Source organism: Chryseobacterium lathyri, assembly GCF_003290185.1.
In the GTDB taxonomy this organism is placed as follows: domain Bacteria; phylum Bacteroidota; class Bacteroidia; order Flavobacteriales; family Weeksellaceae; genus Chryseobacterium; species Chryseobacterium lathyri.
Genome location: NZ_QNFY01000012.1, coordinates 25,635 through 51,848 on the forward strand (window position 1 = coordinate 25,635; position 26,214 = coordinate 51,848).

General features: G+C 37.2%; 22 protein-coding genes and 14 tRNA genes. 27 read left to right on the plus strand and 9 right to left on the minus strand.

Features of this window, described 5'->3' with window-relative positions:
• Positions 1–59 precede the first annotated feature (59 nt).
• Positions 60–845, plus strand: coding sequence for a TatD family hydrolase (locus tag DRF61_RS16590; protein WP_111959084.1), 786 nt, complete (start codon positions 60–62; stop codon positions 843–845).
• Between the two features lie 75 nt (positions 846–920).
• On the opposite strand, the gene deoD is transcribed toward DRF61_RS16590, so the two are convergent.
• Positions 921–1,631 (minus strand): purine-nucleoside phosphorylase, encoded by a 711-nt coding sequence (deoD, locus tag DRF61_RS16595; RefSeq protein WP_111959085.1) that lies wholly within the window; start codon positions 1,629–1,631, stop codon positions 921–923.
• Positions 1,632–1,937: 306 nt separating this feature from the next.
• Here deoD and DRF61_RS16600 point away from each other — a divergent pair, with 306 nt between their 5' ends.
• From DRF61_RS16600 to DRF61_RS16715, 25 genes are all read left to right on the plus strand, one after another.
• Positions 1,938–2,327, plus strand: a complete 390-nt coding sequence (locus DRF61_RS16600; RefSeq protein ID WP_111959086.1) for a VOC family protein — start codon at positions 1,938–1,940, stop codon at positions 2,325–2,327.
• Between the two features lie 199 nt (positions 2,328–2,526).
• Positions 2,527–3,174, plus strand: coding sequence for a hypothetical protein (locus DRF61_RS16605; RefSeq protein ID WP_111959087.1), 648 nt, complete (start codon positions 2,527–2,529; stop codon positions 3,172–3,174).
• Positions 3,174–4,307, plus strand: a complete 1,134-nt coding sequence (locus DRF61_RS16610) for an AAA family ATPase (protein ID WP_111959088.1) — start codon at positions 3,174–3,176, stop codon at positions 4,305–4,307. The genes DRF61_RS16605 and DRF61_RS16610 overlap by 1 nt, the downstream gene beginning before the upstream one ends.
• The gene (locus DRF61_RS16615; RefSeq protein ID WP_111959089.1) at positions 4,280–5,023 is read left to right on the plus strand and encodes a hypothetical protein; all 744 of its coding nucleotides are present in this window, start codon (positions 4,280–4,282) and stop codon (positions 5,021–5,023) included. Before DRF61_RS16610 ends, DRF61_RS16615 begins: the two co-directional genes overlap by 28 nt.
• On the plus strand, positions 5,014–7,395 hold the full coding sequence (locus DRF61_RS16620) for a hypothetical protein (protein ID WP_111959090.1): 2,382 nt from the start codon (positions 5,014–5,016) through the stop codon (positions 7,393–7,395). The genes DRF61_RS16615 and DRF61_RS16620 overlap by 10 nt, the downstream gene beginning before the upstream one ends.
• A complete protein-coding gene (locus DRF61_RS16625) occupies positions 7,385–9,091 on the plus strand; it encodes an APC family permease (RefSeq protein ID WP_111959091.1) in 1,707 nt (568 codons plus the stop codon). The genes DRF61_RS16620 and DRF61_RS16625 overlap by 11 nt, the downstream gene beginning before the upstream one ends.
• A complete protein-coding gene (locus DRF61_RS16630) occupies positions 9,081–10,103 on the plus strand; it encodes a soluble NSF attachment family protein (protein WP_223558375.1) in 1,023 nt (340 codons plus the stop codon). The genes DRF61_RS16625 and DRF61_RS16630 overlap by 11 nt, the downstream gene beginning before the upstream one ends.
• A gap of 879 nt (positions 10,104–10,982) precedes the next feature.
• Positions 10,983–11,055: transfer RNA gene (locus tag DRF61_RS16640), tRNA-His, on the plus strand.
• Positions 11,056–11,171: 116 nt separating this feature from the next.
• A tRNA-Lys gene (locus DRF61_RS16645) sits at positions 11,172–11,245 on the plus strand.
• Positions 11,246–11,249: 4 nt separating this feature from the next.
• A tRNA-Arg gene (locus DRF61_RS16650) sits at positions 11,250–11,327 on the plus strand.
• A gap of 140 nt (positions 11,328–11,467) precedes the next feature.
• Positions 11,468–11,539 (plus strand) — tRNA-Pro (locus tag DRF61_RS22675).
• Positions 11,540–11,633: 94 nt separating this feature from the next.
• Positions 11,634–11,707: transfer RNA gene (locus tag DRF61_RS16655), tRNA-Ile, on the plus strand.
• A 92-nt stretch (positions 11,708–11,799) separates the two neighbouring features.
• Positions 11,800–11,871, plus strand: a tRNA-Asn gene (locus DRF61_RS16660).
• 273 nt (positions 11,872–12,144) lie between these two features.
• Positions 12,145–12,226, plus strand: a tRNA-Cys gene (locus tag DRF61_RS22680).
• Positions 12,227–12,386: 160 nt separating this feature from the next.
• Positions 12,387–12,470 (plus strand) — tRNA-Tyr (locus DRF61_RS16665).
• A gap of 85 nt (positions 12,471–12,555) precedes the next feature.
• Positions 12,556–12,627 (plus strand) — tRNA-Glu (locus tag DRF61_RS16670).
• A gap of 330 nt (positions 12,628–12,957) precedes the next feature.
• Positions 12,958–13,031, plus strand: a tRNA-Leu gene (locus tag DRF61_RS16675).
• A gap of 6 nt (positions 13,032–13,037) precedes the next feature.
• Positions 13,038–13,111: transfer RNA gene (locus tag DRF61_RS16680), tRNA-Leu, on the plus strand.
• A 7-nt stretch (positions 13,112–13,118) separates the two neighbouring features.
• Positions 13,119–13,191 (plus strand) — tRNA-Phe (locus tag DRF61_RS16685).
• 7 nt (positions 13,192–13,198) lie between these two features.
• Positions 13,199–13,271 (plus strand) — tRNA-Gln (locus tag DRF61_RS16690).
• A gap of 8 nt (positions 13,272–13,279) precedes the next feature.
• Positions 13,280–13,350, plus strand: a tRNA-Trp gene (locus tag DRF61_RS16695).
• Positions 13,351–13,483: 133 nt separating this feature from the next.
• Positions 13,484–13,969 carry a ribonuclease H-like YkuK family protein gene (locus DRF61_RS16700; RefSeq protein ID WP_111959094.1) on the plus strand — a complete coding sequence of 162 codons (486 nt, stop codon included), beginning with the start codon at positions 13,484–13,486 and terminating at the stop codon, positions 13,967–13,969.
• A gap of 19 nt (positions 13,970–13,988) precedes the next feature.
• Positions 13,989–14,360: a cyclic-phosphate processing receiver domain-containing protein gene (locus DRF61_RS16705; RefSeq protein WP_111959095.1), complete on the plus strand. Its 372-nt coding sequence runs from the start codon at positions 13,989–13,991 to the stop codon at positions 14,358–14,360.
• 578 nt (positions 14,361–14,938) lie between these two features.
• Positions 14,939–17,635: a DUF6493 family protein gene (locus DRF61_RS16710; protein ID WP_111959096.1), complete on the plus strand. Its 2,697-nt coding sequence runs from the start codon at positions 14,939–14,941 to the stop codon at positions 17,633–17,635.
• Positions 17,636–17,639: 4 nt separating this feature from the next.
• Positions 17,640–18,983 (plus strand): SWIM zinc finger family protein, encoded by a 1,344-nt coding sequence (locus DRF61_RS16715; protein ID WP_111959097.1) that lies wholly within the window; start codon positions 17,640–17,642, stop codon positions 18,981–18,983.
• A 36-nt stretch (positions 18,984–19,019) separates the two neighbouring features.
• Here DRF61_RS16715 and DRF61_RS16720 read toward each other — a convergent pair whose 3' ends face one another.
• From DRF61_RS16720 to DRF61_RS16755, 8 genes are all read right to left on the minus strand, one after another.
• A complete protein-coding gene (locus DRF61_RS16720; RefSeq protein ID WP_111959098.1) occupies positions 19,020–19,469 on the minus strand; it encodes a VOC family protein in 450 nt (149 codons plus the stop codon).
• A 456-nt stretch (positions 19,470–19,925) separates the two neighbouring features.
• Positions 19,926–20,327 carry a helix-turn-helix domain-containing protein gene (locus DRF61_RS16725; RefSeq protein WP_307724890.1) on the minus strand — a complete coding sequence of 134 codons (402 nt, stop codon included), beginning with the start codon at positions 20,325–20,327 and terminating at the stop codon, positions 19,926–19,928.
• On the minus strand, positions 20,215–20,649 hold the full coding sequence (locus DRF61_RS16730) for a recombinase family protein (RefSeq protein ID WP_111959100.1): 435 nt from the start codon (positions 20,647–20,649) through the stop codon (positions 20,215–20,217). The genes DRF61_RS16725 and DRF61_RS16730 overlap by 113 nt, the downstream gene beginning before the upstream one ends.
• Before the next feature lie 58 nt (positions 20,650–20,707).
• A complete protein-coding gene (locus DRF61_RS16735; RefSeq protein WP_111959297.1) occupies positions 20,708–21,496 on the minus strand; it encodes a hypothetical protein in 789 nt (262 codons plus the stop codon).
• A gap of 14 nt (positions 21,497–21,510) precedes the next feature.
• A complete protein-coding gene (locus DRF61_RS16740) occupies positions 21,511–22,290 on the minus strand; it encodes a hypothetical protein (protein WP_228452709.1) in 780 nt (259 codons plus the stop codon).
• 61 nt (positions 22,291–22,351) lie between these two features.
• Positions 22,352–22,930 (minus strand): Crp/Fnr family transcriptional regulator, encoded by a 579-nt coding sequence (locus tag DRF61_RS16745; RefSeq protein ID WP_111959101.1) that lies wholly within the window; start codon positions 22,928–22,930, stop codon positions 22,352–22,354.
• Between the two features lie 209 nt (positions 22,931–23,139).
• Positions 23,140–23,520, minus strand: coding sequence for a helix-turn-helix domain-containing protein (locus DRF61_RS16750; RefSeq protein ID WP_223558383.1), 381 nt, complete (start codon positions 23,518–23,520; stop codon positions 23,140–23,142).
• Positions 23,501–23,932 (minus strand): transposase, encoded by a 432-nt coding sequence (locus DRF61_RS16755; RefSeq protein WP_111959102.1) that lies wholly within the window; start codon positions 23,930–23,932, stop codon positions 23,501–23,503. The genes DRF61_RS16750 and DRF61_RS16755 overlap by 20 nt, the downstream gene beginning before the upstream one ends.
• Positions 23,933–24,517: 585 nt before the next feature.
• On the opposite strand from DRF61_RS16755, the gene DRF61_RS16760 reads away from it, so the two are divergent.
• Complete coding sequence (locus tag DRF61_RS16760; protein ID WP_111959103.1) at positions 24,518–26,053, plus strand: SulP family inorganic anion transporter; 1,536 nt, start codon at positions 24,518–24,520, stop codon at positions 26,051–26,053.
• The last annotated feature ends 161 nt before the right edge of the window (positions 26,054–26,214 follow it).

Below are 26,214 nucleotides of genomic sequence, written 5' to 3' on the forward strand. Positions count from 1 at the left end.
GATCAAAAATTTATCAATACAAATCAATCTTATCTGTCCTTTATACAAAACAAAAACAAATGAATACATACATTGATATTGGCATTAACCTGACCAATAAACAGTTCTATAATGAACACGAAGAAATTGTTAACCGCGCCCTGGATAATGGAGTGGAACAAATGATCCTCACCGGGACTAGCGTACGCGGAAGCAAAGAATCTGCTGAAATCGCAGAAGAATATCCCGGGATTTTATTTTCTACAGCAGGAATTCATCCCCACGATGCCAAATCCTTTAACCAGGAGAGTATCCGGGAACTTCGGAACCTTTTGAAATTGAATCATGTGGTATCGGTAGGAGAGTGCGGACTGGATTTTGACCGGGATTTTTCTCCAAGACCTATTCAGGAAAAATGCTACAGAGCCCAGCTGGAATTGGCCGTTGAGGTTCGTAAGCCTCTTTTCCTTCATGAAAGATCAGCTTTTAAAAGATTTAATGAAATTACAGATGAATACCTTACCAACTTGCCGGAAGCTGTTGTCCATTGTTTCACAGGAACGCTGGAGGAAGCTAAAATCTATCTGGATAAAGGATTTTATCTGGGATTTACCGGAGCTATAAGTGATGGCAAAAGATTTAAACAGCTGGAAGAAGTAATAAAATATACACCGATAGATCGCATGATGATAGAAACTGATGCCCCGTTCATGCTGCCGAAAAATATGCCGAGAATGCAGAACCGCCGGAATGAACCTTCCTTCCTGCCATATGTAGCACAGACAATCGCACACCTAAAGAAGATAAGTATTTCAGAAGTCGCACATGAAACTACGGAAACCGCCAGAAATTTTTTCAAACTATAAAAAAGAGCTCTACTCATCAGGTAAAGCTCTTTTTTTATGGCGAAACTGCGAAACAGCAGCTTAACTTCTTTTCTATTAAAGACTTTTTATCGCTGATTCCAGAGCCAGCTCCATCATTGGTTTAAGGGCTTTTTCTCTCTCATCAGCAGAAATCTTTTCGTGGGTAGGAATAATATCGGTTACCGTAAGAATCGTAGCTGCATTTTTTCCTAAATGTTGGGCATTCGCGAATAATCCGAAAGCTTCCATTTCTACGGCCGGACAGTTGTACTTAGTAGCAATAGCAGGAACATTTGGGTCTTTTCTGTAGAAAATATCGCTGCTGTGTACATTGATCGCTTTGGTTGCTAAAGAAAGCTCCTGAGCGGTTTCATTGATCGTTCCGAAGATATTTCCCTGATGAGGAAGTATCTCATCTTCAATTTCCCAGGCATATTTTGCATACGTACTTTCACTCGCTGCATTTTCAATATTTAAAATATCAAAAAGCTTAAGGTCTGTTGTATAGGCTCCACATGTTCCGATCCTGATGATGGTATCTACTTCATATTCCGTAAATAATTCAAAAGAATAGATCCCGATGCTCGGAAAGCCCATTCCGCTGGCGCCTACAGTGATTTCCTTACCTTTATAAAGACCGGTATAATAAAAGATTCCTCTTGTTTTGCTGACCAGCTTAGCATTTTCCAAATAATTTTCAGCAATATATTGTGCACGAAGCGGATCCCCCGGCTGCAATACTACTTTGGCAATTTCTCCTTTTTTTGCACTGATGTGAATACTCATAATGTTATTTTGAAGCGACAAAGATAACAACTTTTAGATTGTAACATTTCAACGTTTGTATTTCAATACCCTAAGTTTTCTAAGTACAAATTCCCCTCCTCCGGAGGGGTGGCAGATCGAAGATCTGACGGGGTGGTTAAAAAAGGAAAAAGCTTTTCCGAACAAACCTCATAGATTTCCAAAACCTATGAGGCTTAATCAGAAGCTTAATATTTAGTATTGCCAATACAGTTTCAAAAAAGAATAATACAGAAGAAGTATTTGAGGAATCTCCTCCTTACTTTAGCAAAGTAAAAGATAATCATAATGAAAATTGAGCATGTTGCTTTTTGGGTAAAAGATCTGGAAAAGATCAGAGAATTCTATCAGAAATATTTTGGAGCCGTTTCCAATGAAAAATATCACAATTCTCTAAAACAGTTTCAGTCTTATTTTTTAAGCTTTGACAATGGCTGCCGTCTCGAGATCATGACCAGACCGGATATTCAGGAAAGCAACAATTCTTATGATGTCCAGCAATATGGGATCATTCATTTGGCGTTCTCGACAGGCAGCAAAGAAAAAGTGGATGAACTGACAGAAATTTTAAGAAAAGACGGTTACACTATAGCCGGAGAGCCACGTACAACAGGCGACGGCTATTATGAAAGTGTTATTCTGGATCCTGAAAATAATATTATAGAAATAACAGATTGATTTGTAATCTGAAAAGAGGTCTTCACAGGAGCAAAATATCAGAGCCACCTGCTAAATCTGCGAGAGTAAAAATACAACATCAAATATCTAAGTCATAATTAATAGGCATTTTGTGAATTATTTATCATAAAGATTATTTAGCTGCCAATCACTCACATAAAAAATTTTATTCTCTGCAAAATAGTTTTATTTTTGTTAGATGACGGAAACCAAATCACCATTTTTAGATACTATTTTTCTGCTTCGGAAAAGCGGCTGCATTACCGTTTTTTCAAATTTGCATGAAATTTCGAAAAAAGAAGAACAGGAAGCCGGTGATTATTTTGAAACAGAATTTGAAAAAGAAAGACTGGAATTTTTATCTACAGAAATCCATTGCCATAAAGAAGTTGCAGTTTGGGCCGCGAAAGTCCTGTATTACAGTGCACAGCTCTACCTCATCCGTGAAAACACGGCAAAAGATCTGGATAAGCTGATCCCAAAACTGAAAATAACACCCGATACTTCCTCTATTTTGTCTGCAGATCTGTCACTAAGATTTCTTCCCCAGATCATAACTTTAATGCAAACTGCTGATCCTCATGATCCTTTGGTTAAAATTCTGGAAGATATTCTTACACAGTTTCATTATTCCGGAATTGGATATCATCTTGATCTGGAAAAAGTCAATTGGGAAAAAGAGCTGAAAGACAAAATCTACAGGAAATTATATCTCGAAAGGATTGTTGAGAAGAAAGCCTATGCTCTTGCAGAAATCCCATATATTAATCAACTCCTGTTGGCTGATTTTGGGCTGTATAAAGATACGTACTGGAGAGAATTAAAAATAATAACCAAAGAAAATTAATGATACAAAATATTACAAAACTTAATACCGTTCTCAACTACGTAAAAGATACTTTCGTAGGAAAAAATGATGTTGTAGACCTTTTGGGAATATGCCTTCTGGCCAAAGAAAATGCATTTCTGTACGGACCTCCGGGTACCGCAAAATCCGCTATCGTAAGAACACTGTCGAAAACAGTAAAAGATGGAAAAAACTTTGAATATTTATTAACCAGATTTACAGAACCGAACGAAATTTTCGGACCTTTTGATATCCGTAAATTAAAAGAAGGAGAACTTCTCACCAATACCGAAGGCATGATGCCCGAAGCTTCATTGGTTTTTCTCGATGAAATCTTCAATGCCAATTCTGCAATCCTGAATTCACTGCTGACCGCTTTGAATGAAAAAATATTTAAAAGAGGAAAAGAAACAAAACATCTGCCGGCCCTGATGTTCGTTGGGGCCAGTAATGTTCTTCCGGAAGATGAATCTCTGAATGCATTATTTGACCGTTTTCTGGTTAGAATTAATGTTGATTACGTAAATCCTGAACTGCTTCAGCAGGTACTTCTGGCCGGAAGAAAGCTGGAAAACCAAACAGAGGCCAATATTCCTGAAATTCAGGCAGATGAAATCAGAGAACTTCAGAATCTGTGCAAAACCATAGATCTGAGGCCCATCTACGAAGTTTATTTAAATACAATTATCAGCCTGAGAAATACAGGAATTACCATTTCCGACCGTAGAGCCGTAAAACTTCAGAACTTGATCGCGGCAAGCGCCCTGATCTGTGGAAGAAATGAAGCTGTGCTCTCCGATCTTTGGGTACTGAAGCATATCTGGGATACAGAAGAACAGATTGAGATTCTGGAAGGCATAATCAACAGAACCATTGAAAAAGACAATAACCCGAAATCCCATCCACAGGCGATGCAGAACAAAACTCCTAATCCGGAGGAAGTGATGAAGGACGTAAAAATCCTCGTGGAAAAATGGAACAGCGGAACGTTGAGTTTTGAAGAACAGAACGTGATCAAAGATAAATTGAGATACCTGCAGACCCGTTGCGACTGGATCAGAAATCCGGAGCAGAAGCAATATATCCAGCAAGAAATTGAAAGCTTATGGCAGAAGATCCTTCAAACGGTGTAAAAGAATTTTGGGCAGAAATTCCCCGGGCCGATGAAGATTTTCTGGGTGCTATCCGGGACTGGAAAAATGTACAGATTGCAATAGATGACGAGACGGTTTGGCTGAAAGGCTTCACTGAGGAACAGGCTATCTCCTCAGATATCCAGCAGCTGCCTAATTTCATATTGTACGAATTGCGCGATGGACTTTTGTTCAAAAAAGAGGCACTGGTACCAAGTAAAAAAATGAGAACGGCCTTACTTTGGTCACCTATAGATAAAGCTTTACGCCTTACTTTTCCGGCTTCGAACAATAATTATTTCGGAATCGGTGAAAAAGTGGAGGTGAGATTAAAACCGGGTAATGAAGAACATGCTGTCATGGCTTTATTAAGTATAATTGAGGAAATAAAAGAAAGTATTCCTTTACTGCCGAAATTTAAGCTGGAAAAGCTTGAATGGACAGTTATTGATGATAAAGCATTGTTCCTGGGAACACCGTTGCTGAGTTTGCCCGGAAAAACATATTGGACCAGAGATAGCCACCTTCTGCCTGCAGGTTTTGACTTTGAATTTAAAAATTTGAGTTCTCTTTTACAGCAGCAATATAATAAAGAGTCAGACAAATGGTTATTATGGAATGAAGACGGTACTTATCTTTCCCTTAAAAAAGAAAACTTCCGCCCATTGTCCGTAAGTTCATTCCGTCTTACTGAAAAAACGAAAGAATGGATTTAACCGAATATTTCCAGTCATACGAAAACTACTTTTGGGAGTGGGTAACCGACGAGGATATCGCCGGAGATTCCGGATACCATGATTATAACCTCATCTCCATTCCCGGTGTTGGGGCTATAGCCTACAGGCCTTACGTCATGGAGATCCTGAAAGAACTTCAGCCACAGGGATGGCCTCCGTTTGGAGCCTTGTTGATGGTTTTGTATGCGATGCAGGACGGTTATACCGATTTTGCAGGCCCTTTGAATCATACAGCCAATTTTCACAGCATTGGAAATTTTGATTTTACTGCTGAAAAGAGTATTGAGTTCCTTGAAAAGTTGAAATCATTAAATAAAATCTATAAACAGGGACAAAACAGAATTGTACTACTCCAGACAATTTTCCAGGATTCCCACAACAGGACAGCTCCCGGAAAGGCAGAAATGATTCTGACCACCTACTACAAAAGACCCCATATGCTGGCAGCCAGTGCAGGGAAAAAGTATGCCGGACCGTCAGCCATTAACAGGGACTTGAGTACACTCAATCTCCTGAATGAAAAATTTCCGACAACCCAGTCTATTGTTGATGCCATGCGGGATCACATAGATGAACCTGAACTGGATGACGAAGTCGTAGAGGAAGAGACAACTGTAGAAACCGATAAAGATTTTATTCAACAATTAATCGAGGAGCCCAAAACATTTCAGGTAGGAAGCCTGATCAAAAGGATTTGGAGCGGACTGAGAATTCCTATGCGTCACCTTTCTCCCGGGGAGCAGCCCATTGGAGGGATCTCAGATATGGCCAATAAAGGTGACCTCCACAGAATGCTTCTTTCTGAATTTGCCAATGATGATGAGGTTTTCATGAACCGTGTGGCCAATAACGAAGCTCTGTATATCCAGAGAGAAATTCCACCGGAAGAAAATATTTTTGAACGTATTATTTTAATTGATACTTCCCTGAAAAACTGGGGAACACCTAAAGTATTGGCTTTTGCATCGGCTATTGCGGTGATCAGGCATCCGAAAGCCCATTCGGAGTGTAAGGTTTTTGCCTTGGGGCAGGCAGGTATACCGGTTTCTCTTGATAAACCGGAAGATGTTATCGAAGCCCTGAATCTGGTCAGCCCCATTCTGGATGTTTCAGAAGCACTTGGGAAATTTTTTAATGAAGAGCATACAGAAAAAGAGCTTGAAGTTTTCTTCATTACTCACCAGGAAAACCTTGCTGATGAAAAGACAAGGAAAGTGATCCACGAAAACAGGGACAGGCTGAAATTCCTGATCACAACATCTTCAGATGGCGAACTGAATTTTTATAAACATCATAAAGGAGCGCGCAAACATATTCAGAAGATAAAGCTTCCGCTTCAGGAATTATGGGCCAATCTGCCACAGCGCAAGCAAAAGGTTCATAATGTTAACGGTAAAAAAACAGATCTGCCGCAGAACTATCCGATCCTGTTTCCGACTCCATCCAATAAAATTGCCCAGTTTCTTTATGAAGGCGAATTTTATATTTTAAGTTCAAAAAAACAGCTGTTGAAAACTTATCTTTCTGATAATTACTACGACCGGAATTCCTATGATTACTACAAAATCTATCATGGATGCGAAGTTTTAATAGAAGATATTTCTGTGAAACCAAGAGGCGAGTTTGCTCTCGCTAAAAACAAACAGCAGCATTTTATTTTATGTCAGTATCAGCCGGATAAAAAACTTATTTCAAAACTGAATCTCAACACAAAAGAATATTCCGAACAGAATGTTACCGGGCTCAATATCCCCAGTTCATACCATCTGATCTATTTCGGAAGGAACTTTTACCTTCATCAGCCTATGAATTCTTCCTGTTATAAGATTGGTTTAGAAGGAAATATCTCTGTGGAATCCATATTTAACGATGATAGTGAAATAGATAAAAATATAGCAAAAGCAGAAACAGAAGTTGCCAAACTGAATCGAAGCGGCATGAAAATAATCAGTAACTTCAATAAAATAGGAATCAATGAGAATAATAATCTTGTCATTTCCGGAAATGAACTGTGCAGGCTGTATGACAACTCATTAAACCTTTATAAAAACAGATTTACGGTTAAAATCCCTGCAGAGCAGAACAAAAATAAGTTTACATTTCAGGATGGCAGCGAGATCATTACGGATTCCCGCGGAATGCTTACTTTTAAAAGCAGCAATACCGGTATTCCTACATTTTATATTCCTTCCACGGAGTATGGATTTTTGGCCTTAGCAACCAATACAGAGTATGGAGGTTCGGAATATTACCTTCCGAAACAGACCCTGCTGAAAGTGAAGACTATGGAAGAAATGTATGCTCAATATTTAACAGCGTTTATTGATCAGATCCTGGATTATGGAGCTTAGAATAAAACCTTTTCCGAAAAACAACTATCCTAAAAAAGGGCTTTTGATCAAAGACCCGTCGCCTCGCGTATGGCTTTATGAAATGGAAGTATTGGGAATAGATCTCAATAAAGTAAAATCCTATGCTATTCCGGCAGATCAGCCTAATGTTTTATACGGATGCCTGCTTATATTTTATGATGAAGCTCCACAGGAAATCGGGAGAAATGCTTATTTCCAGTGTGTAGATGACAGACTTTTTATTCCTGAAAATACCATATTTTATCCAAGGATCAATCCGGAAGACTGGCAGTCTGTCGGTTCACGGTATGTCGTTATGCATCCCGACTTTGGTCTAGTGAAGCTCTCAGAAGAAATAGACTGGCTCTCTGTGTTGAAGGAACCTGAAATAACAGAAGGCAGGGTGAGAAAACCATCCAATGGGGTGAAAACCCCTCAATATATCGAAAGCTTTGCTGTTGAGATGGATGATGAAAAAGTTCTGGCAGCCCTTCAGCAGCCAAGAAATGAAGAAGAGTGGATGAAAAACCTGCCTTTTGATCTCAAAAAAGTGATGGCAGGAAATAAAAAAGAAATTGAAAAATATTTAAAATATATAGAAAAGTATCCTGACCGAGCTGTAGAACTGGGCGTGCCTTTAGATATTATGGGGACTTCCCGTGGTGACGGCTTTGGAAAATTCACTTTCGGAGACAGCTGGCTGAGTGCTCTGTTCGGAGATTCGGGCGGTAAAAAAGAAACAACAGGAAGCCGGAATTTCCGCTGGATATTCTGGGGCGTTGTCGTGATGGCTATAATCTTCAGAATTTTTATGCCTTCAGATAAAGACAGAACCGTGAAAGAGGATTTTCTGGTTTCATCCGGTAAGATCATGAACGGAGCTGAAAAAGCACAGGCAGATATGATCGCTTATCAGTCAGGTGTGACGGATATTGACATGAAAATTGACTCTATTTACGGAAAAACAAGAAAAAAGCTTTCCAGTGAATATGTTGCGGCTGGTGCTGCCATGTCAAAAGACAAAAACGAAAGGGAGCAGTATAAAAAATCAGGTGGCAGAAACCTTGGAGAGGTTGGAAATGATATTGAAAAGCTCAATGCCAGAGAACAGAGCAGCAGGGACTCCCTGAAAATTATTTATTCAAAAAAAATAACGAAACATCTGGTTCAGCAGGAAGCCACTATGAAACGCAGCATTTCAGATTCCCTCAAACAATACAGTAAGGGAAAGCCGGTTAATGGCGAAGTGGTAAAATTTGTTTTAAAGAAAAAACAGGCACTCGTAGCGGATTCTCTTGGAAAACTGTACGGAACACTTGATATAATGGATCTTCCACCTACTCCTGTTAAAGATTCAAAAATAGGGCAGCTTGAGTCCGGGGACAGCAGTTTACCTGAAAAAACAAAAGTTTCAGATATCCTGTATCTTGTGATTTTCATGTTTGGAGCTGTAGGAATCTATTCTTTCATCTTCAGAAGGAAGTCGCTGAACCTTGGCGGAGATAATGTGCCTTTATGGGTAAAGCTGATTCTGTCTGCTGTTCTTGTTTCCATGCTGGTTTATCTATTCTATCCCTTGATAAAGATGTTTGGGTACAACTGGTTTGTATGGATTCTGGTGATCTGTGTCATCCTTCTTCTTTACCGCCTGTTTAACGAAGATAAAACCATTTTAAACCCTGAAGATGATGAATAAGCAGAAATTTATAGACAAATTCCTGATTGCATTTATGATCCTGGCGGTGTTTAAGATCATTGGTATTGCAGCACAGTTATTTCACGAAAGTTTTTGGAGTGTGGTGGGAACGTTGGTGATTTTCCTGGTCATAGCTTTTATAATCATGATTGTGATCACTGCTCTAAAAGATAAAGAACAAAACCAACAAAACTCTGGACGAAGAGGTTCCGGAGGCGGGAATTTTTACCTGGAAACCTCCTTATTTGATAGGATCAGAAATAAATACGAAGAACTTGCCGAAAAATATATCGCTGAAAAGGACTATAAAAAGGCAGCAAAAGTATATATGAATCTTCTTCAGGATAATTTTAGGGGTGCAAAAACACTGGAAAATGGGGGCTTTTACAATGAGGCGGCCGCAGTCTATCTAAAAAAACTAAACAATAAGTCAGAAGCGGCATCCTGTTACGAAAAAGCAAAGCAGTACAAAAAAGCTATCGATCTGTATAAAGAAATGCAACAGAAAGAGAAAGTAGGAGATCTTTACAAAGAACTGAATGATCTTAATAATGCCCACAGCTACTATCAGATGGTGGCAGACGACTATACGGCCAACAGCCAGATGGTAAAAGCTTCTTTGATATACAGCAAGAAAATGGAGCTGCCTGAAGAAGCTCAAAAAGTGCTATTGAAGGGTTGGAATGAAGATAAAGATGCATTCAATTGCCTTAATAATTATTTTGCCAATGTTTATGACATCAAAAAACTCGAAACTGAAATTCAGAATCTTTATCAGAAAACACCTTCCTACAAAAAGATGATTTACCTTGAAGCCATGAAGCATGAATTTAAAAAAGATACCAAATTGCAGGATGTAACCCGAACTATCGCCTATGAAATTATTGCAGAAAAAGTAGGTACCCGTTCAGAGATCATTAACGAGCTCAAATATTTCAATCCTGATGACAGTGTGATATTGAAGGATATTTCGAGGTTTAAAACAGGAAGGAACAAAATGTTGAGGAATTAAGATTGTAGCATTAAAGATTTTAATAATTTAAAGATTAAAAATTTAAACAAAATTATGTTCTGCCGGCAAAATTGAGGTGGCTGAGGTCCTCGAAGCCAACTCGGTTTTATCCCTCCTTCCAGCGGACAGAAGGAGTAATTTCCTTGCTGAAAAACAATTTTTCATATCTTTGCGCCAGAAAAATTATGACAATACAAAGAGCACATATCAATGTAAATCTATGCGATAGCCCTTCAATAAAAGGATTATTCGGATACGAATGGATGATATGGAATGAGGCGAAATGTGCTTGCTTTGAAAATTATTTACAATAAACCCGTAAAAATTTAAACAAAATACCGCAGAAACGCCTCGATAACTCGAGGCGTTTCTTGTGTTTTAGGCCATAAATTATTTAGAATGAAAAAAAATAACCATAAAAACAAAAAATTTTTAATTAACAATGAACATTTAATACAATAAATAAGAGTGATAAGTAACCCGATGAGAGACAGTCATTTAGGTATTTAAGAGATCCGCAGGATATTGCGGACGGTTATTCTTTATGCTAAAAATAACACGCAACTAATTGATTGTCAAATATTTAATTGAAAAATAAATTTGTGAGTTAAAAAATTTCATACTTACTTTGCAACCGAAAATTGAAAGCAGCAGGTTTTCAGGATTCAAAAACTTTTTAAATAACAGGAATATAATGAAACAATTACATAACATATCTAATCAATATTCGAGATTACACGGACAGGAGCCGAAAGGATATGCATGTATCATTCTCGATAGTGAATTTATAATTAAAAGGTGCTTATATACGTGGGTCAGCTAATGATCTCTTACGTCAGAATATATACAGCACCTCCCGAAAAGAGGTGCTTTTTTTATGGTTTCTTTAGCTTATCTGGTAAAGCGCCGGTCTGTGGAACCGGAGAACAGGGTTCGATCCCCGAAGATACCCAACACATGTGAATGGTTAATGATGAATCTTGTTAAATGTGAAATGGTCAATAGTTAATTGTGAATTTAAATTGACACGCAAAGCAAATTGACAATTCACCATTCACATTAAAAAACAATCTCATAGCTCAATGGGTTAGAGCACCGGTCTTTTAAACCGGGGGTTGAAAGTTCAAGTCTTTCTGGGATTACAATGGTCTCGTAACTCAATTAATTGGATAGAGTATCGGTTTTCTAAACCGTAGGGTACAGGTTCAAATCCTGTCGAGGTCACAAAAGGTCTATTGAGGTAAAGGCTAACCTGCCCGACTGTCTCTTGGGCACTGCGGATTCGATTCCCGCATAGACCGCAAGGTTTATGAAACGTTTTATTCCGGCTGTCTCCCGGAAAAAATGGAAACGGAACCTGAAAACTGGAAAGATAACGGTGGTTGTTTACCCGTCTTGGACGCGGGAGGTCGCAAGTTCGAATCTTGCTTTCCAGACTAAAAAAGTGAATGGTAAATTGTGAGTTTGCTTCGCAAGTGAATTTAAAAATTGACAGTAGCGGATTGACAATTCACCATTCACATCAAAAAAGATTTCGTAGCTCAATTGGTTAGAGCGTCGGTCTGATACACCGGAGGCTGAAGGTTCGAGTCCTTCCGAAATTACAAAAGATGATAAGTGAATGGCGAATTTGCTTCGCAAGTGAATTTAAAAATTGACAGTAGCGGATTGACAATTCACCATTCACATCAAAAAAGATTTCGTAGCTCAATGGTAGAGCGCCGGTCTGTTAAACCGGAAGTTGAAAGTTTGAATCTTTCCGGGATCGCAGATAACTCAATGTTAATTGTTTCAAAAGAAGAGAAAAAAGGTATGTCAAGAGCAGAAGATCTTTACGCCAAATATGGAAAATATCGACAGCCTTTTTCTTTTTTATTAGAAGTTAGATGAGAGAAATTAGAAGTTAGAAATTAGAAAATAGAAGTTAGAAGTTAGAAGGGTGTAAATTCACTATTCACTATTCACTATTCACTATTCACTATTCACTATTCACTATTAACTATTCACTATTAACTATCATTGATCATTTGTTGTCACATCTGATGGTTCGCCGAAGTGGAAGAGTCGGGACGGTCTGCAAAACCGTTGCATAAGCTGAGTGGGTTTGAATCCCATAACCATCTCAAATAACTAAAATGAGATTAGTTCCGGAGAAAAGTAAAAGTTTGTCGAGCGAAGAAGTTCTTATATCAAACTAAAAATACAGACAGGCTTTTGTTTTCTTCACAAGAGGATTAGAAATTAGAAATTGCTCATTACTAATTGCCTATTACTCTTTATCATGGAGGCACGCCGGAGTTGGAGAGCCGGGGCAGACTGTAAATCTGTTGCTTCATTGCTGAGCAGGTTCAAATCCTGCTACTTCCACAAAAAACCGCTGATAATGTAACGGCAGCATGCAGGAAAAGTACTCTTGTTGTTCAGGTTCGATTCCTGGTCGGTTGGTTAAAACGCTCCATTAGCATAGCGGTAAGTGCATCCGGCTTTCTACCGGACGATAAGGGTTCGATTCCCTTATGGAGTACAGACGTGAATGGTCAAAAGTCAGTTATGAATTATTAATACCATGAAAGTTCAGATCGAGAAAATAAATTGGCTGATCATTCACAGAAAAACAGGAAAGAGAAAAGTTTGTCCAGCGCAGAAGATCTTACAAACACTAACAGGCATAGTTTTAAAGACAGGCTTTCTCTGACCTTAATTATAAGTAATGAATAATAGCAATAAGTAATTTGACTGGTAATGAATAGTCAATTGTGAATACATCAAATGTGAATTAAAAACCATGAAAAAATTGACAGCTGACCATTGACAATTCACAAATATTACAGATTACTCGTTATTCATAAAACCCGCGGGAATGGTGGAAATGGTAGACACACTTGATTTAGGCTCAAGGTTTTGGGGGTTCGAGTCCCTCTTCCCGTACAAAATGCCTCTCTATTCCAATAGGCAGAGAAAACGGCTTTAAACCCCGTAAAGTCCCGGTTCGAATCTGGGGAGAGGCACAAAAAAGGATCAGTGGTGTAGAAGGTCTGCACGTTTGTCTGAAAAGCAAAAGGGAACCGTTCAATTCGGTTTTGATCCACAAAAAATGATTCATAGTGTAATGGGTCAGCACACAAGACTTTGACTCTTGTTGTTCAGGTTCAAGTCCTGATGAATCAACAAAAACTACTCTGATGGTGTAATGGCAGCATCTCAGTCTCCAAAACTGATGGTATAGGTTCGAGTCCTGTTCGGAGTGCAAAAAGTGAAGGGGCAATGTGAATTTGCTGCTCAAGTGAATATTAAAATTGACAGCAAAGCGAATTAACAGTTCACAATTCACAATTCACAAATTAATATATAAACAAAACAAATTTAAAACATGTAAAAAAATGGAAACGCAACAAGAAGTATGGCAGAATATGAAAGGAAATTTTTTCCAGAAACCTATCACCCAGCTGGTAGAAGAAGCCATTATCCGCGAACAGGCAAACGGTCACCGCCTGAAAGTATGTGTGGGCTCAGATTCCCATGTTTACGGCGAAGCGATCAGCTATGCTACGGCAGTAGTATTTGTACGTGAGGGAAAAGGAGCGTTTACCTTTATCAGAAAAGAAAGACAAATACAGAAGATCAGTATCAAAGAACGAATGCTGAACGAGGTCAACAGATCCGTAGAAATTGCTTACGCTATCTGTGCCGTTCTGGATGCTTATGGTGTGGAAATGGAGGTACACGTAGACATTAATACCGATCCGGATTTCAAGTCAAATACTGCATTGAAAGATGCTATGGGCTATATTCTGGGAATGGGATATGTGTTTAAAGCAAAACCCCACGCATTTGCAAGCTCCAATTGTGCTGATATGATGGTTTAAAAAAATAAAATACACAATCATGGAAATGACCAAAAGATTATTATTTCTGGATGATATCAGATATCCCATTGAGGCGTATCATTATACCAAACAGGATATTTTCCTTAGAAAAGACTGGCATATCGTTCGCAATTACGAGCAGTTTGTCAACAGAATTTTGAAAAAAGGACTTCCGGAAATGATTTCTTTGGACCATGACCTTGCAGATATACACTATCTGAAGCCTAATTCTGATGAATATGCTGAAAAAATAGGTTACGATTGTGCCAAATGGCTGATAGAATATTGTATGGATAACTATTTAGACTTACCCAAATTCTACTGCCACTCAATGAATCCGGTAGGAAAGAAGAATATATTAAGCCTTTTGGAAAACTTTAAAAACTATTAAAAAAGAAACCAAATATATTTTTTACAGCTGATCACCATTTCACAATATTAAAAATTGAAATCTGATGACTCCCTTTTTTAAGGGAGTTTTTTTGTATAAAAAAAATATTCGGAATATTATTTATTTTACATCATCAAATATAAAAAGCCTGGAAAATTAAAAAGAAATTTTTTAACTTTTATTCAGAAATGCCCCTTAAACTGTCATTGAAAACATAATTTTTTGTTAAAAAAAATCACTTTAAAAGGTTAATTTCATGTCTGTCAGACATTTTTTATTATTTTAGTCCCTAAGTTTGGAATTATACTTATTGAAGATGAACGAAAGGCGATTTATTTACACTATAAAATCAGGAAAATTATTCCTTTTCTTATAAAGTGAACCTCAAAAGAAAAAAAGAACTTCAGTAATTCTAAAGAAATTCTTAAATAAAAATTGGGGCATAACAACATTTCTATGCTTGCCACAGTACCAAAGATCTTATGATGAATTATATGACCAGGCTGTAGCCGGACGGCTAAACGAATGCAAAAAACAAAAAATAACCTGAAAAAAATTATTATCAAATTAAAAAACAAATGAAAGAAAGACTTTATGAGATCCTTAATGAGGAAAGAGTACATGAGATTATTCCACTTCTGAAACAGCTTACAGAAGAAGAAAAGAAAGCGCTGGTCCCGACCATAAAAAAACTGGACCGGGAGATCAGCAAGATTGTAATGACGAAAAACTCCTATCACACTGCCGGTTCTGCAGATCAGCATTCTATTATTGATATCGCATCTTTTGTCTGTATGGATCAGAAGCATTACGGGAAAAATTACTGGAGTCTTTTCAGAGATAAAGAGCAAACCGAAAAAATATTGGAGTGGGGATGTCCGCATTGGTTTTCGGATTTTATTAATGACTCCATAGATGCAGAGTTTACAGCATTTAATTACCATGATATTTTAGGCTGGGCAGAAAAAGGCTATGTACAGCCCAGACCCGAACTTCTTGGGTACCATTTAAGCCTTCATCCATATGATCTGGAAAAATTTCCGGAAACACTGGGAATCCATTTCTGGTACCTGTGCGAATTTCCTTCAAAATCATTGCCTTTTAAAAGAGAATGGCTTCCATTGGTTCAAAAACTGATTGCTGAAAATAAAATTGAACGAAAAAGATTCCTCAGAGAATGCCTTCTGGCCGCAAACAGGAATTTTAATAAAAATGTGACAGGATGGTTCATGGATGCATTCAATATTCTGAAACCTTCTGATGAGGAGCTGATCATTCTGCAGGACGAACTGATGGCAGGGCTGGCTTCCGTACAGTCCAAAGCGGTTAATACTATACTTGCTCAATTAAAAAAAATAGTTCAGTATCCGGCATTCAGAACCGGTGAATTTTCATATTTTCTTCCTAATCTGTTAAGTTCAGAAGTTAAAACAGTTGTGGCAGCCAGCCTGGCAGTCACTGAAAAAATCTTTCAGAAAAAGAAAACTGATACACAAAACCTGGCAACAGCCTTAAGTGCAGCATTTGTAAACAAAGACGAAAGTATACAGACCAAAGCAGCAAAAATTATAATTAAATATATCCCTGTATCAGAAGGAATAAAAGAAGCTCTGTCTCATTACGAAGATAATATTTTAGCTAATGTAAGGCCGGGGCTGGTTCAATACATAGAAAACAGGAAGCTGGAGCTGGATGCTGTTGAAGCAGAAACGCTGGAACTTATCAATAAAGAGTGCAAAGTTAAGGAACCCGAAAGCTTTGAAGACCTCATGTTTCTTCTTCCACAAGCCATAGAAAATCCCGGAACGCATTATTACGATATTTCCCTGGCAGGACTTGTACGTTTTGCTGATGAAGCTGATGCAAATTCTGTAAAACTGTTTGAACCCGTATTTCAAAAAGCATGTAAAACTATTGCCAGATGGGAAGTACACCATTTTAATGTATTACTGTGCAATCTGATTATTAATTACGGACTTTCATTATTAGAAAAATTTCCATTTCAGCTTAAAAGCTTGGAAAAAATATATAAAAAAACTCGTGAAGACGAAGCCACAAGAGAGGCTTATTCTTCCTATCATAAAAAGCTGAGACCCATCAAAGATATCTATGCCGGAGGATTGGCCATGGAGCCGTTCAAACATATTGCAATACATATTTTTGATAAGATTACATCAGGAGATCAAACTCCTCTGCTGTCTACAGTAACCCATGAACCATGCTGGATAAGCCCCGAAGCATTGGTAGAAAGATTTGAAATTTATCAGAATAAAAATATAAAGCCCCATGATTTGGATGTACAGCTTGCATTGCAGCGCTGTTCACTGGAAAAAACCTCAGATGCCTTACAGCAGGCTGAAGAGAAATTAAAAGGAGAATATAAAGAGCTTCTGCTTTTCTTCTTTAACAAAGACTCTGCTCCGAAAGGAAAAATTGAACATCCATCATGGTGGATGACTGCAGGAATTACACGCTCTCCGGAAAAAGTTTTTGAACAATTCAAAGACTTCGGGTATGATGATATTCCTAAAGAATTCCTTACCGGTAATTATAAATGGAAAACCATAGACAGCAAAAAGAATTCCTATTATCCTGTCGAGCTTAATATCAACGTTCCTAAATATCACTTAAAAAAAAGAGAACATCAGCTTTTCTTAGAATACTTTATTTCAGAACAGAAAGATATTTCTGAGACCCCGTCCTTTATATGGAGCTTTCCCAATACGCCTGGAAATGTTTTTGCCAGAATCATTAAAAACTGTCTGTTTTATTCAGGGATCGCAGAAGTTTACGAAAGAGGACTTGTTCTGAGTACGGCACAGGCACTGCATCAGATGAAAAAGCCTCTGGACTCAATGGGGTACCTGTTTCTGGGAACTGTTTTCCTGGACGGAGACAAAGTAATCCGCGGAACTGCTGCTGAAATCTGGCTGGAACATGTTTCCCATAAAGTAATGGATAATGCCCGTTTGGGACAGGTTGTCGGGCTTCATGAAAAACTGGAATGGGCTCCTGTAAAGAGATTTGCAGATCTTGTACAACACCAGATGCTTAACGTCAGTAAAGATCACAATCTCGCGCTGGAACAGCTTCTCACTCATATTTTGCTGCAGATGGAGACCCCGGTTACCAATCTTAAAAAAATATTGGATATTTACAACGAGGTTTTGGCTTTGAATCAATCAGAGCCTGATAAAAACTTAAAAGAAAAACTGAATAGCTGGAAAGATAATTCCAGTCTGAAAAAAACCTGCAATCTTCTTCTAAAAAAATAAATTAATGGAAGATATGCTCATTTACAACTATCATAGACCCTCGTCTCTGATAAAAAAAGATGTATCCGAAGAATTATTCCTGTCCAAGTATAGCGAAATTCAGAAAAATACAGATGCTCCCTGCTTTTTTTGGGGAGATGTCAGCCAGCCGTTTATATTGGCAAGATGCCTTATCACACTTTCTAATATTGTGAAATCAAGCTTTAACCTGTCGCCGTTTCATATGGCTTTGCTTAAAGACCCTATTGTTACTGCCGGAAACAGCAGGCTGCGTTTTGAAGGATTTTCACACTGTGCCGGTGTTTACGCCAGAGTAGATGTACTGCCGGATGGTCTGCATGGTGAATTTCTGGAAAATGGAACTACCAATGTAGATTTTAACCAGTCGATGATTACTGCTTTAGGAAGTATACGTCCCAATGAAAAAATAATGCTTTCCGTGGGAGAAAAAGAAGTCGGACTTTACAAAGAAGAGGAAAAAGTGATCGAACGGAAGGTTCCGTTGCCTGTAAAATGGATCAAAGGATTGAGTACTGTTCAGATTTATCTGTCCGAATCGGAAAAGCTTCATTGCTTTAATAAAATCCAGACCCAGCAGCTCTTCAGAGGAATACCGAAAGGATCTGTAAAATCAGATTACTACCTAATCATCAGAGGAAATAAACCCATGTTTTCGCCGGTAAAATCAGCCGATTCGATTTGTATTGGCGGACTTCACAGGCTGCGCCTGCTGGAACCTCTTCTTCCTTATATTGACCAGATGCAGGTATTTCCACATGTTGACATGCAATCTACTACATGGCAGCTTTATATGGGAAATATAAAGTTCAGCTTTTCATTGTCAAGAGAAACCTGGCGAGGATTTTCTGGGGAAGGAGCAATACTGGACAGCCTGATCGATAATATTTCTGATGAATGGATCAATGCACTGGATAAATACGCTTATGCCAATCAGTCTTTTAACCCTTCGGCATTTGCCTTAGAAGAAAATATAAGTCTGAAAAAAACAGAAAATCTTACAGGAAGATTGGCTGCTATGGGACTTTTGGGTTATGATCTGGATGATAAGGGATTTTTCTATCGAAGGCTGCCATTTAAGCTCAATAGAATTGCAGGTTTAAATCCACGGATGAAAAATGCAGAAAAGCTTATTGCAGAAGGAAAGGTAGAGATTTTAAATAAAATTGCAGCCAGAACCGAAGCCAGAGTAGAAGGCACCGACGTACATCACACGGTGATCATAGATCATGATAAAGAACGGTGTACTTGCGAATGGTTCAGCAAATACCAAGGCGAAAGAGGACCATGTAAACACGTTCTGGCCGTAAAGAAATTAATATATGACTAACTAAAAGGACAGCTTCTGAAAATAAGTCTGTCCTTTTTATTCATGGATCTTCATCCATTCTTCATAGGAAAGTACGCCCAATTCCGGTCTCCCTTCGCCTTCAAGGACTGAAATAAATTCAAGCTGATTACCGTCCGGATCATTAAAATAGATGGCAAGTGCTGGCATCCATGCAAAGACCATAGGCTCATCTTTGCCGTCTTTTAGAAAATTATAAGGCTTCAGTTCTTTTTTCTTCAGAAAATTTGCAGAATGATTTAAGATGTCCTCCTTGCTGCTTGAAAAAGCAAAATGTCTTATCTGAAGGTTTTCCTTCTGTTCCCACAATCCCAACATGAATTCTTTACCTTCACCGATCCACAAAAATGCAATGGGACGTGTTTCATCCCTATGTGCCAGTTTCAATCCCAATACCTCAGTATAAAATTTGATAGATTTCTCTAAATTGCTTACCTGAATGTGGGTTTCATATAATCCTTTGATCATGATTTTATTTTTATACCCACAAAGCTAGGCAATGCGTCTCCAACAATATAAGTTCTGTGATTCCTTTATTTGAATTGAGTAATAGAAAAATTTTATTTAAAGAAAAAAGAACTTATTATTAAAATTCAATAGGAGTGGGCTTTAACCCGCTTACAAAACGTAATCATAACTATTGGTTTCAGCCAAAACTTAAATTTTCAAGTATAAATTTCCATCCTCTGTACCAAGTGCAATGTAAAATTGGTTAAAAAAATTATCTGAACTAGAGGTCTTAAAAGTGAAGCACTAACAAAAGTTTCGAGAGATAAATCTGAACTCTTTAAAGCCAATTTTCTTGGAGCAAGTTATCCATTATCTATAGTAATACTTGCGTTGATATACTTATCAATGAACATACTATAAATCATCTAGATATTTTGACAATATAAATAAAAGAGGTGAAGTCACCTCTTTTCATCAAACTAAAAACATCTTTCTCCATTTCGCAACTGTATTTCTGCTAAGATTAAAATATTCTGCCAATTGACTATTATTATATTTGTGTTTTTTTTGATAAATTAATATTTCTAAAATTGCAGATTTGTCATACGATTTGTGTTTTTGGTGGCTCTGGCTTTTTACTCCAAAAATGATCTCATTAAGCGAAATGACATCCATGGAAGATAGTTCATCTTTTTGTAAAATATTTCTACAACGAGAAATCTTATCTGGATATTCTGCATTTAAAATATCCAAGTAGATTTTTTTATAATCCGGATGATGCATTAGTTTTGTATTTATTAATCCATTTATATAAAGTGGTCTTGGGAATTTTGTATTCTTCCATAACCTGATTTTTTGTTTTTTTTCCAGTATCAATTTGTTTTATAATAAAATCTATAATTTCTCTGGTATACATATTTTTTCGAAAATGAGGGAAATTCTTTTTTTCCACAGTTTCTACTATTTTGCTCGGTGGAGAATACAAGGTAAGATGATGAGAATATAATCGGAAAAAATCATACTTCAATAGCTTACACCATTTTAATAATAAATTTGACTCAAGGCTTTCTGATGTATACATTTGATCAATATCCAATTCTGAACATTTGAAAAAATTACAAATTCGGGAATTTTCCACCTTGCATAATTCAACATACTGTTTCAACAAAGACCCAATATGAATATGTTTGAAATCCATTATCTATTTTATTTATGAATACTCCTATTCAACGTTAGTAAAGTAAAAGCCCAGATTATTAATTAGCTGGAAGAACAATAATTGAAGTTTCATTCCATAGCCCAGCCCCTATATTATACCATGATAAAGTTTGGTCAAATCCGCCCCAGAATGTTGGCACTAAAGTAGTAAGGTAATAAGTTTTTGATATGGCAGAAGAATTATTTATTATGGTTAAACCAGTTGCCACTCCATAGCGCAAAACAAATAATCCGCTTATTATATTTCCTGACAAGGCATCTGTAGATGACGAATAGCTTGTGCCATTATAATCCGCCCAGCAAAAACGGGCATAAAATCCTTTGTTAACACTTCCATCTGTATATTCAGAACTTGTGCCTTTAACAGACAATACCAAGTTGGTTTTAATAATCCATTTGCCTGGCTCCAAAGTTACTTTTCTTGAAACATAAGCAAGATTAGTGTTTACCGGACCGGAAAAACCATTTCCATCTTCTAAAACAGTTTTTGTTAGAGTTCTGTTTTTCCATATTACATCGCCATTTAGGTTAATTGTACTTAATAATTTACCATCTCCTTCTGTTCCATCTGCTAACCTGAATGCATTTCCAATATTTTCAGATTTTATATGCAATTTGGCGGTTGGATCATCCGTACCCATCCCTACTTTTCCATCGGATTTTATCAAAAAATCATTATTTTGCATAGAAGTAGTCTGATTTGCAGCGTTATCCGAGTTTCCATCTACATGAAATGTGCCTTGCGGAAATTGTGTATTTATTCCTACCTGTCCGGATAAAGAAACAAATGTAAATCCCGATATTAAAATAAACCATTTATAATTCATAATCATTTTATTTTTTAATTAGCAGGATAGGCTATAATAGAATTTTCTCCCCATATTGAAGCTCCAAGATTGTCCCAAGTCCCTGAATATACAGGTCCTCCGCTTCCATTGCTAAACACATTTGTTCCGGCCAGATTAAGATAATAGGTGGCGTTACTCGTAGAAGTATTATTAATAATACTGGATCCTGAAGCCAATCCATAAGGAGCCACATAGATTCCTGAGTTTAAAGATCCTGTTATATTTGTTGTATTTGCCGCATTAGGTGTACTGCTCCACTGAAGCCTTACCCAGGCACCATTCCCATTTGTTGGTGACGGGTTTGCTTTTAATAAAATATTGGTCAATATCAACCATTTACCAGGAGGAAGAGTAATTGATATATTAGTCCAGATATTAGTATACTGTTCAACGGGACCAGTATATCCGGTAGCAGGGAAACTCCCTACGATGCTTTGTGTCAGAGCTTTCCATTGTCCGTTTCCATTTGCATCCGACATAAGAACATAGCCTGTCTGTTGTGTACCATCCTCAATTCTTAATGCAGGAGTTGTAGTTGATTTGATATCTAGTTTTCTACCTGGACTTGTAATCCCAATCCCGACATTTCCACTAGAAGTAACGACAAAGTCATTTGACTGTTGTGCTGCCGAAGGAGTGCCAGAAATGTTATTATCTTTATTTCCATCTACATGGAATGCACCTTGGGGGTTTTGAGTATTTACACCTACTTGAGCATTCATTAAAGAAGCCCACAGAACAACTCCTAGGGGGAGAAGAATTTTTTTCATCATTGTATTTTTTTAAACAGAACAAAGGTAATCTGAGCATAAAATACAATTGATGAAATTAGTTTCAGAAATCAGTTTTTTTTATTTTACTTAACCATTGTGGAGTAACGCCCATAAATTCAGCAATATACTTAGAGGGAACTTTTTTTATGATTTCAGGATATTCTTTTATTAAAGTAGAATAAAGTATATTTGAGTTTAATGTAATAAGTTTTGATGTCAACTTCTCTTTACTTACAAGTGCTTCTATTATATTTTTATAATAAAAGCTCCTATACTGATTACTTACTTCTATTAATTTCATTATATCTTCCTTATTATAACAAATAACCTCTGATTTGGTAAATGCTTTAATCTGGCACATAGATGGTAATCCTTCGAAATAGCATTCTGAAACAACAAAAAAAGGTTGAAAATCAGGGAGATAAAAATTTGTTGTTCTTTCTCTTTCTGATTTTTCATCGAAATACTGTGAAATGAGACCTCCTTTTTTTACATAAAACATATTTTCTGATATGGAGTCTAAAGCCACAAGAGAATCAAGGCTTTTAACTTCTATCATAGTTCCACATGACAAAATATGTTCAACTAGTTGATCGGAGAGCTTATATGATTTAAGAAGCTTTTTTAGTCCATCCATCATTTTATAAAATTAATCAGTTACTAAACTATGTAATTATTTAAATCCGGCATGTGAAACTAATTTAACAAATGCTTAAAATGTTTAATTAGTTTAAATATTCTGTAGCCTTTAAAAAAATTTTATAATGCACATAAACCTTTAATAAAGTTACATTGATTTCAGGCTAAAAGAAGAAAGTTTTTCTAATCTTTTACAAAAATGCCGGCGAATTATTCGCCGGCATTAATTACTTGTTCTATTTCTTCTTCGAAAGCTTTCTTCCAGTTCATGATCGTTGTTCTGCTGATCTTATATTTTCGTGACATATAGCTGGTAGAAAAACCATGCTTATTCTGATACTGTAAAAGCTTGAACATGGTTTCCTTATCATAAGTTCTAAGCTTCTGATTGTTGATCTGGCTTTCTTTCGACTGCTCAAAAATCTTTTCGTTGAAATTTAACACATCTTCTGTGGTATTCAGCTTTCCTAAGAGCTCTTTGATCTTTGGATCTTTCAGCTTTTCCGGATGCTCCAGCCTCAGCATATCATAATATATCTTTTTGTAATTGGGACGCATAAAGAATTTCTGTTTATCCGTTATTATTATCATTATTTTTCTGAAGCCATCTGTGAAGCGTGCTTTTGGGGATAGAATATTCTTTGATGACCTCACCGTAGGTCATCTCGCCGGATAGAATCCTTTTCAGAATAAAATCTTTGATCTCCTGAGTATAAATATTCTTCCTGAAATAAGGAATCTTATCAGATTTCTTTTGATTCTTATTTACTGCAGATGGAGGTGCATAAAGGATAAGATGCGAGCTGTAGAGTCTGAAAAAGTCATATTCCAGTAGCTTGCTCCATCTCAAAAGTAAATCCGTATCTATGGATTTGCTTTGGTATACATTTTCAATAAATTTATCATCCTTATTGAGAAAATTGCAGATCCTTTCCATAGATACCTCATTTTCATCAACCATCTCCTTGATAAACTTTCCTATATGAATTTCTTTATATAACATTTATTGAGTACTATTTTTTTAATTCATGAATTAAAGAAAATAGAAAATATATTACATTCCGGCGAATGACAGCACATTTAAAATACGGGTACGTCGAGAAAATCTCAGCGGCAGCAAAAAAGAAATTTAAGCTTAGTACCATACTTTGATATATGTACAGTCGACAGTCAGAGGGATGACCGGCCGATATTGTTTCAGGCTCTATGTCTTAAAAAATATTTTATACCTCAATTTTTCAATTGCTGTATTCTTAGTCATTGATTCATGTGCCTTTATCATGTTCTGTAGGAATATGTCTTTAAAACTTTTTCATACAGTTTTCGTAATATTTTCAACTATTAACCTTAGTATGGGCAGATCATACTATCCGTAAAATGTTAATTGATAGTGAATAATCTGCCTGTTAGTTTTCAAATTTAAAGAAAAAATAGAACCTAATTCCTAAAAATGCATAAAAAATCTCTTTTAGAATGAATTTTAAATAAAATTAACATATTAATTATACGGGTATGTGAATTATTTCAATCAAAAAGTTTAAACATTGTAATTGCATTCCATCTTTCAAGTATATACCTTTGCAGCTCAATGAAAAATACCATAAGCTTATTCGATTTTTCGAAAAAAATAAATTATAAGAACGAACTTCTGGCAGGTTTTACAGTGGCCATGACCATGATCCCTGAATCACTTTCTTTTGCGATTCTGGCTGGATTGTCCCCGCTTACAGGGCTTTATGCTGCCTTTATGATGGGACTTATCACGGCAATTTTAGGAGGCCGCCCCGGAATGGTTTCGGGAGGAGCCGGAGCCACTATTGTTGTATTGATCGCTCTGATAAAATCTCATGGAATAGAATACCTTTTTGCCGCCGTTGCCCTTGCCGGAATTTTTCAGATACTTGTCGGAGTTTTTAAGCTTGGGAAATTTGTGAGGCTCATTCCGCAGCCTGTAATGTACGGCTTTTTGAATGGTCTCGCGGTCATTATTTTTATGGCCCAGATAGAACAGTTTAAAATAACAGACAGCACAGGAGCCATCAGCTGGCTTCAGGGAATGCCTTTATATATTATGGCAGGACTCACAGCTCTTACCATTGCTATTGTATACTTCTTTCCTAAGATCACAAAAGCTGTTCCTGCATCTTTGGTGGCAATTATCGTAGTTTTTGCGGTGGTTTTTGGTTTTAATATTCCTACAAAAACTGTAGCAGATATAGCACACATCAGTGGAAATCTTCCAAGTTTTCATATCCCGCAAATTCCTTTTACCTTAGAAACGCTGCAGATCATTTTTCCCTATGCTTTGGTGATGGCTGGGGTTGGTCTTATCGAATCTCTTCTTACGTTATCCATGGTAGATGAGATCACCAATTCAAAAGGAAATGCCAACAAAGAGTCTGTAGCACAGGGAATAGCCAATATTACCAATGGTTTTTTCGGAGGAATGGGAGGCTGTGCCATGGTAGCACAGACATTGGTCAATCTCAATGCAGGTTCAAGGGCCAGACTGTCCGGGATTATAGGTTCGGTAATGATCCTTGCTATCATCTTATTCGGAGCTCCGTTTATTGAAAGAATACCAATGGCAGCATTGGTGGGAGTTATGATGATGGTTGCCATAGGTACATTTCAGTGGGTTTCTATCCGGATCGTCAATAAAATGCCGAAGTCCGATATTTTTGTAGGGATTACTGTAGCCCTGATAACGATTATCCTTCACAATCTTGCACTGGCAGTGCTTGTAGGCGTTATAATTGCTGCATTGGTTTTTGCGTGGGATAATGCCAAGAGAATCAGGGCAAGGAAATCTATCGACGAAAATGGAGTAAAGCATTATGAAATATACGGCCCCTTATTTTTTGGTTCAGTAACTGCATTCATGGATAAGTTTGATCTGATGGATGATCCGGATGAAGTTGTAGTAGATTTCAGAGAAAGCCGCATTGTGGATATGAGTGCTATTGATGCTTTGGATAAACTATCTAAAAAATATAGTCAGCAAAACAAAAAGCTCTATCTGCGCCACCTCAGTGAAGATTGCCGTGCCATGCTGAAAAATGCGGAGGCCATGATTGAAGTCAATATTCAGGAAGACCCTACGTATAAGGTGATGCCGGAATAAGGGGGGAGACTGAAAGATTTAAAAATTTAAGAATTAAAAGATTTAGAGATTCAGAAATTTAAAAATCTGTTTCAACTGAGAAATCTGTGGGAAGCAAAACATCAACCACAAAGTCACAAAAGTTTTTTTAAGTTGAATATATCATTCGCATAAAGTGCACT

Excerpts from the sequence above, each read along its gene's own strand:
- DRF61_RS16705 (WP_111959095.1), top strand. The coding sequence starts at position 13,989 with ATGGAAATGACCAAAAGATTATTATTTCTGGATGATATCAGATATCCC.
- DRF61_RS16740 (WP_228452709.1), bottom strand. The coding sequence starts at position 22,290 with ATGATGAAAAAAATTCTTCTCCCCCTAGGAGTTGTTCTGTGGGCTTCT.
- DRF61_RS16590 (WP_111959084.1), top strand. The coding sequence starts at position 60 with ATGAATACATACATTGATATTGGCATTAACCTGACCAATAAACAGTTC.
- DRF61_RS16715 (WP_111959097.1), top strand. The coding sequence starts at position 17,640 with ATGGAAGATATGCTCATTTACAACTATCATAGACCCTCGTCTCTGATA.
- DRF61_RS16735 (WP_111959297.1), bottom strand. The coding sequence starts at position 21,496 with ATGAATTATAAATGGTTTATTTTAATATCGGGATTTACATTTGTTTCT.
- DRF61_RS16755 (WP_111959102.1), bottom strand. The coding sequence starts at position 23,932 with ATGTTATATAAAGAAATTCATATAGGAAAGTTTATCAAGGAGATGGTT.
- DRF61_RS16730 (WP_111959100.1), bottom strand. The coding sequence starts at position 20,649 with ATGGATTTCAAACATATTCATATTGGGTCTTTGTTGAAACAGTATGTT.
- DRF61_RS16610 (WP_111959088.1), top strand. The coding sequence starts at position 3,174 with ATGATACAAAATATTACAAAACTTAATACCGTTCTCAACTACGTAAAA.
- DRF61_RS16745 (WP_111959101.1), bottom strand. The coding sequence starts at position 22,930 with ATGATGGATGGACTAAAAAAGCTTCTTAAATCATATAAGCTCTCCGAT.
- DRF61_RS16710 (WP_111959096.1), top strand. The coding sequence starts at position 14,939 with ATGAAAGAAAGACTTTATGAGATCCTTAATGAGGAAAGAGTACATGAG.
- DRF61_RS16720 (WP_111959098.1), bottom strand. The coding sequence starts at position 19,469 with ATGATCAAAGGATTATATGAAACCCACATTCAGGTAAGCAATTTAGAG.
- DRF61_RS16605 (WP_111959087.1), top strand. The coding sequence starts at position 2,527 with ATGACGGAAACCAAATCACCATTTTTAGATACTATTTTTCTGCTTCGG.
- DRF61_RS16620 (WP_111959090.1), top strand. The coding sequence starts at position 5,014 with ATGGATTTAACCGAATATTTCCAGTCATACGAAAACTACTTTTGGGAG.
- DRF61_RS16625 (WP_111959091.1), top strand. The coding sequence starts at position 7,385 with ATGGAGCTTAGAATAAAACCTTTTCCGAAAAACAACTATCCTAAAAAA.
- DRF61_RS16760 (WP_111959103.1), top strand. The coding sequence starts at position 24,518 with ATGAAAAATACCATAAGCTTATTCGATTTTTCGAAAAAAATAAATTAT.
- DRF61_RS16750 (WP_223558383.1), bottom strand. The coding sequence starts at position 23,520 with ATGATAATAATAACGGATAAACAGAAATTCTTTATGCGTCCCAATTAC.
- DRF61_RS16630 (WP_223558375.1), top strand. The coding sequence starts at position 9,081 with ATGATGAATAAGCAGAAATTTATAGACAAATTCCTGATTGCATTTATG.
- DRF61_RS16700 (WP_111959094.1), top strand. The coding sequence starts at position 13,484 with ATGGAAACGCAACAAGAAGTATGGCAGAATATGAAAGGAAATTTTTTC.
- DRF61_RS16615 (WP_111959089.1), top strand. The coding sequence starts at position 4,280 with ATGGCAGAAGATCCTTCAAACGGTGTAAAAGAATTTTGGGCAGAAATT.
- deoD (WP_111959085.1), bottom strand. The coding sequence starts at position 1,631 with ATGAGTATTCACATCAGTGCAAAAAAAGGAGAAATTGCCAAAGTAGTA.
- DRF61_RS16600 (WP_111959086.1), top strand. The coding sequence starts at position 1,938 with ATGAAAATTGAGCATGTTGCTTTTTGGGTAAAAGATCTGGAAAAGATC.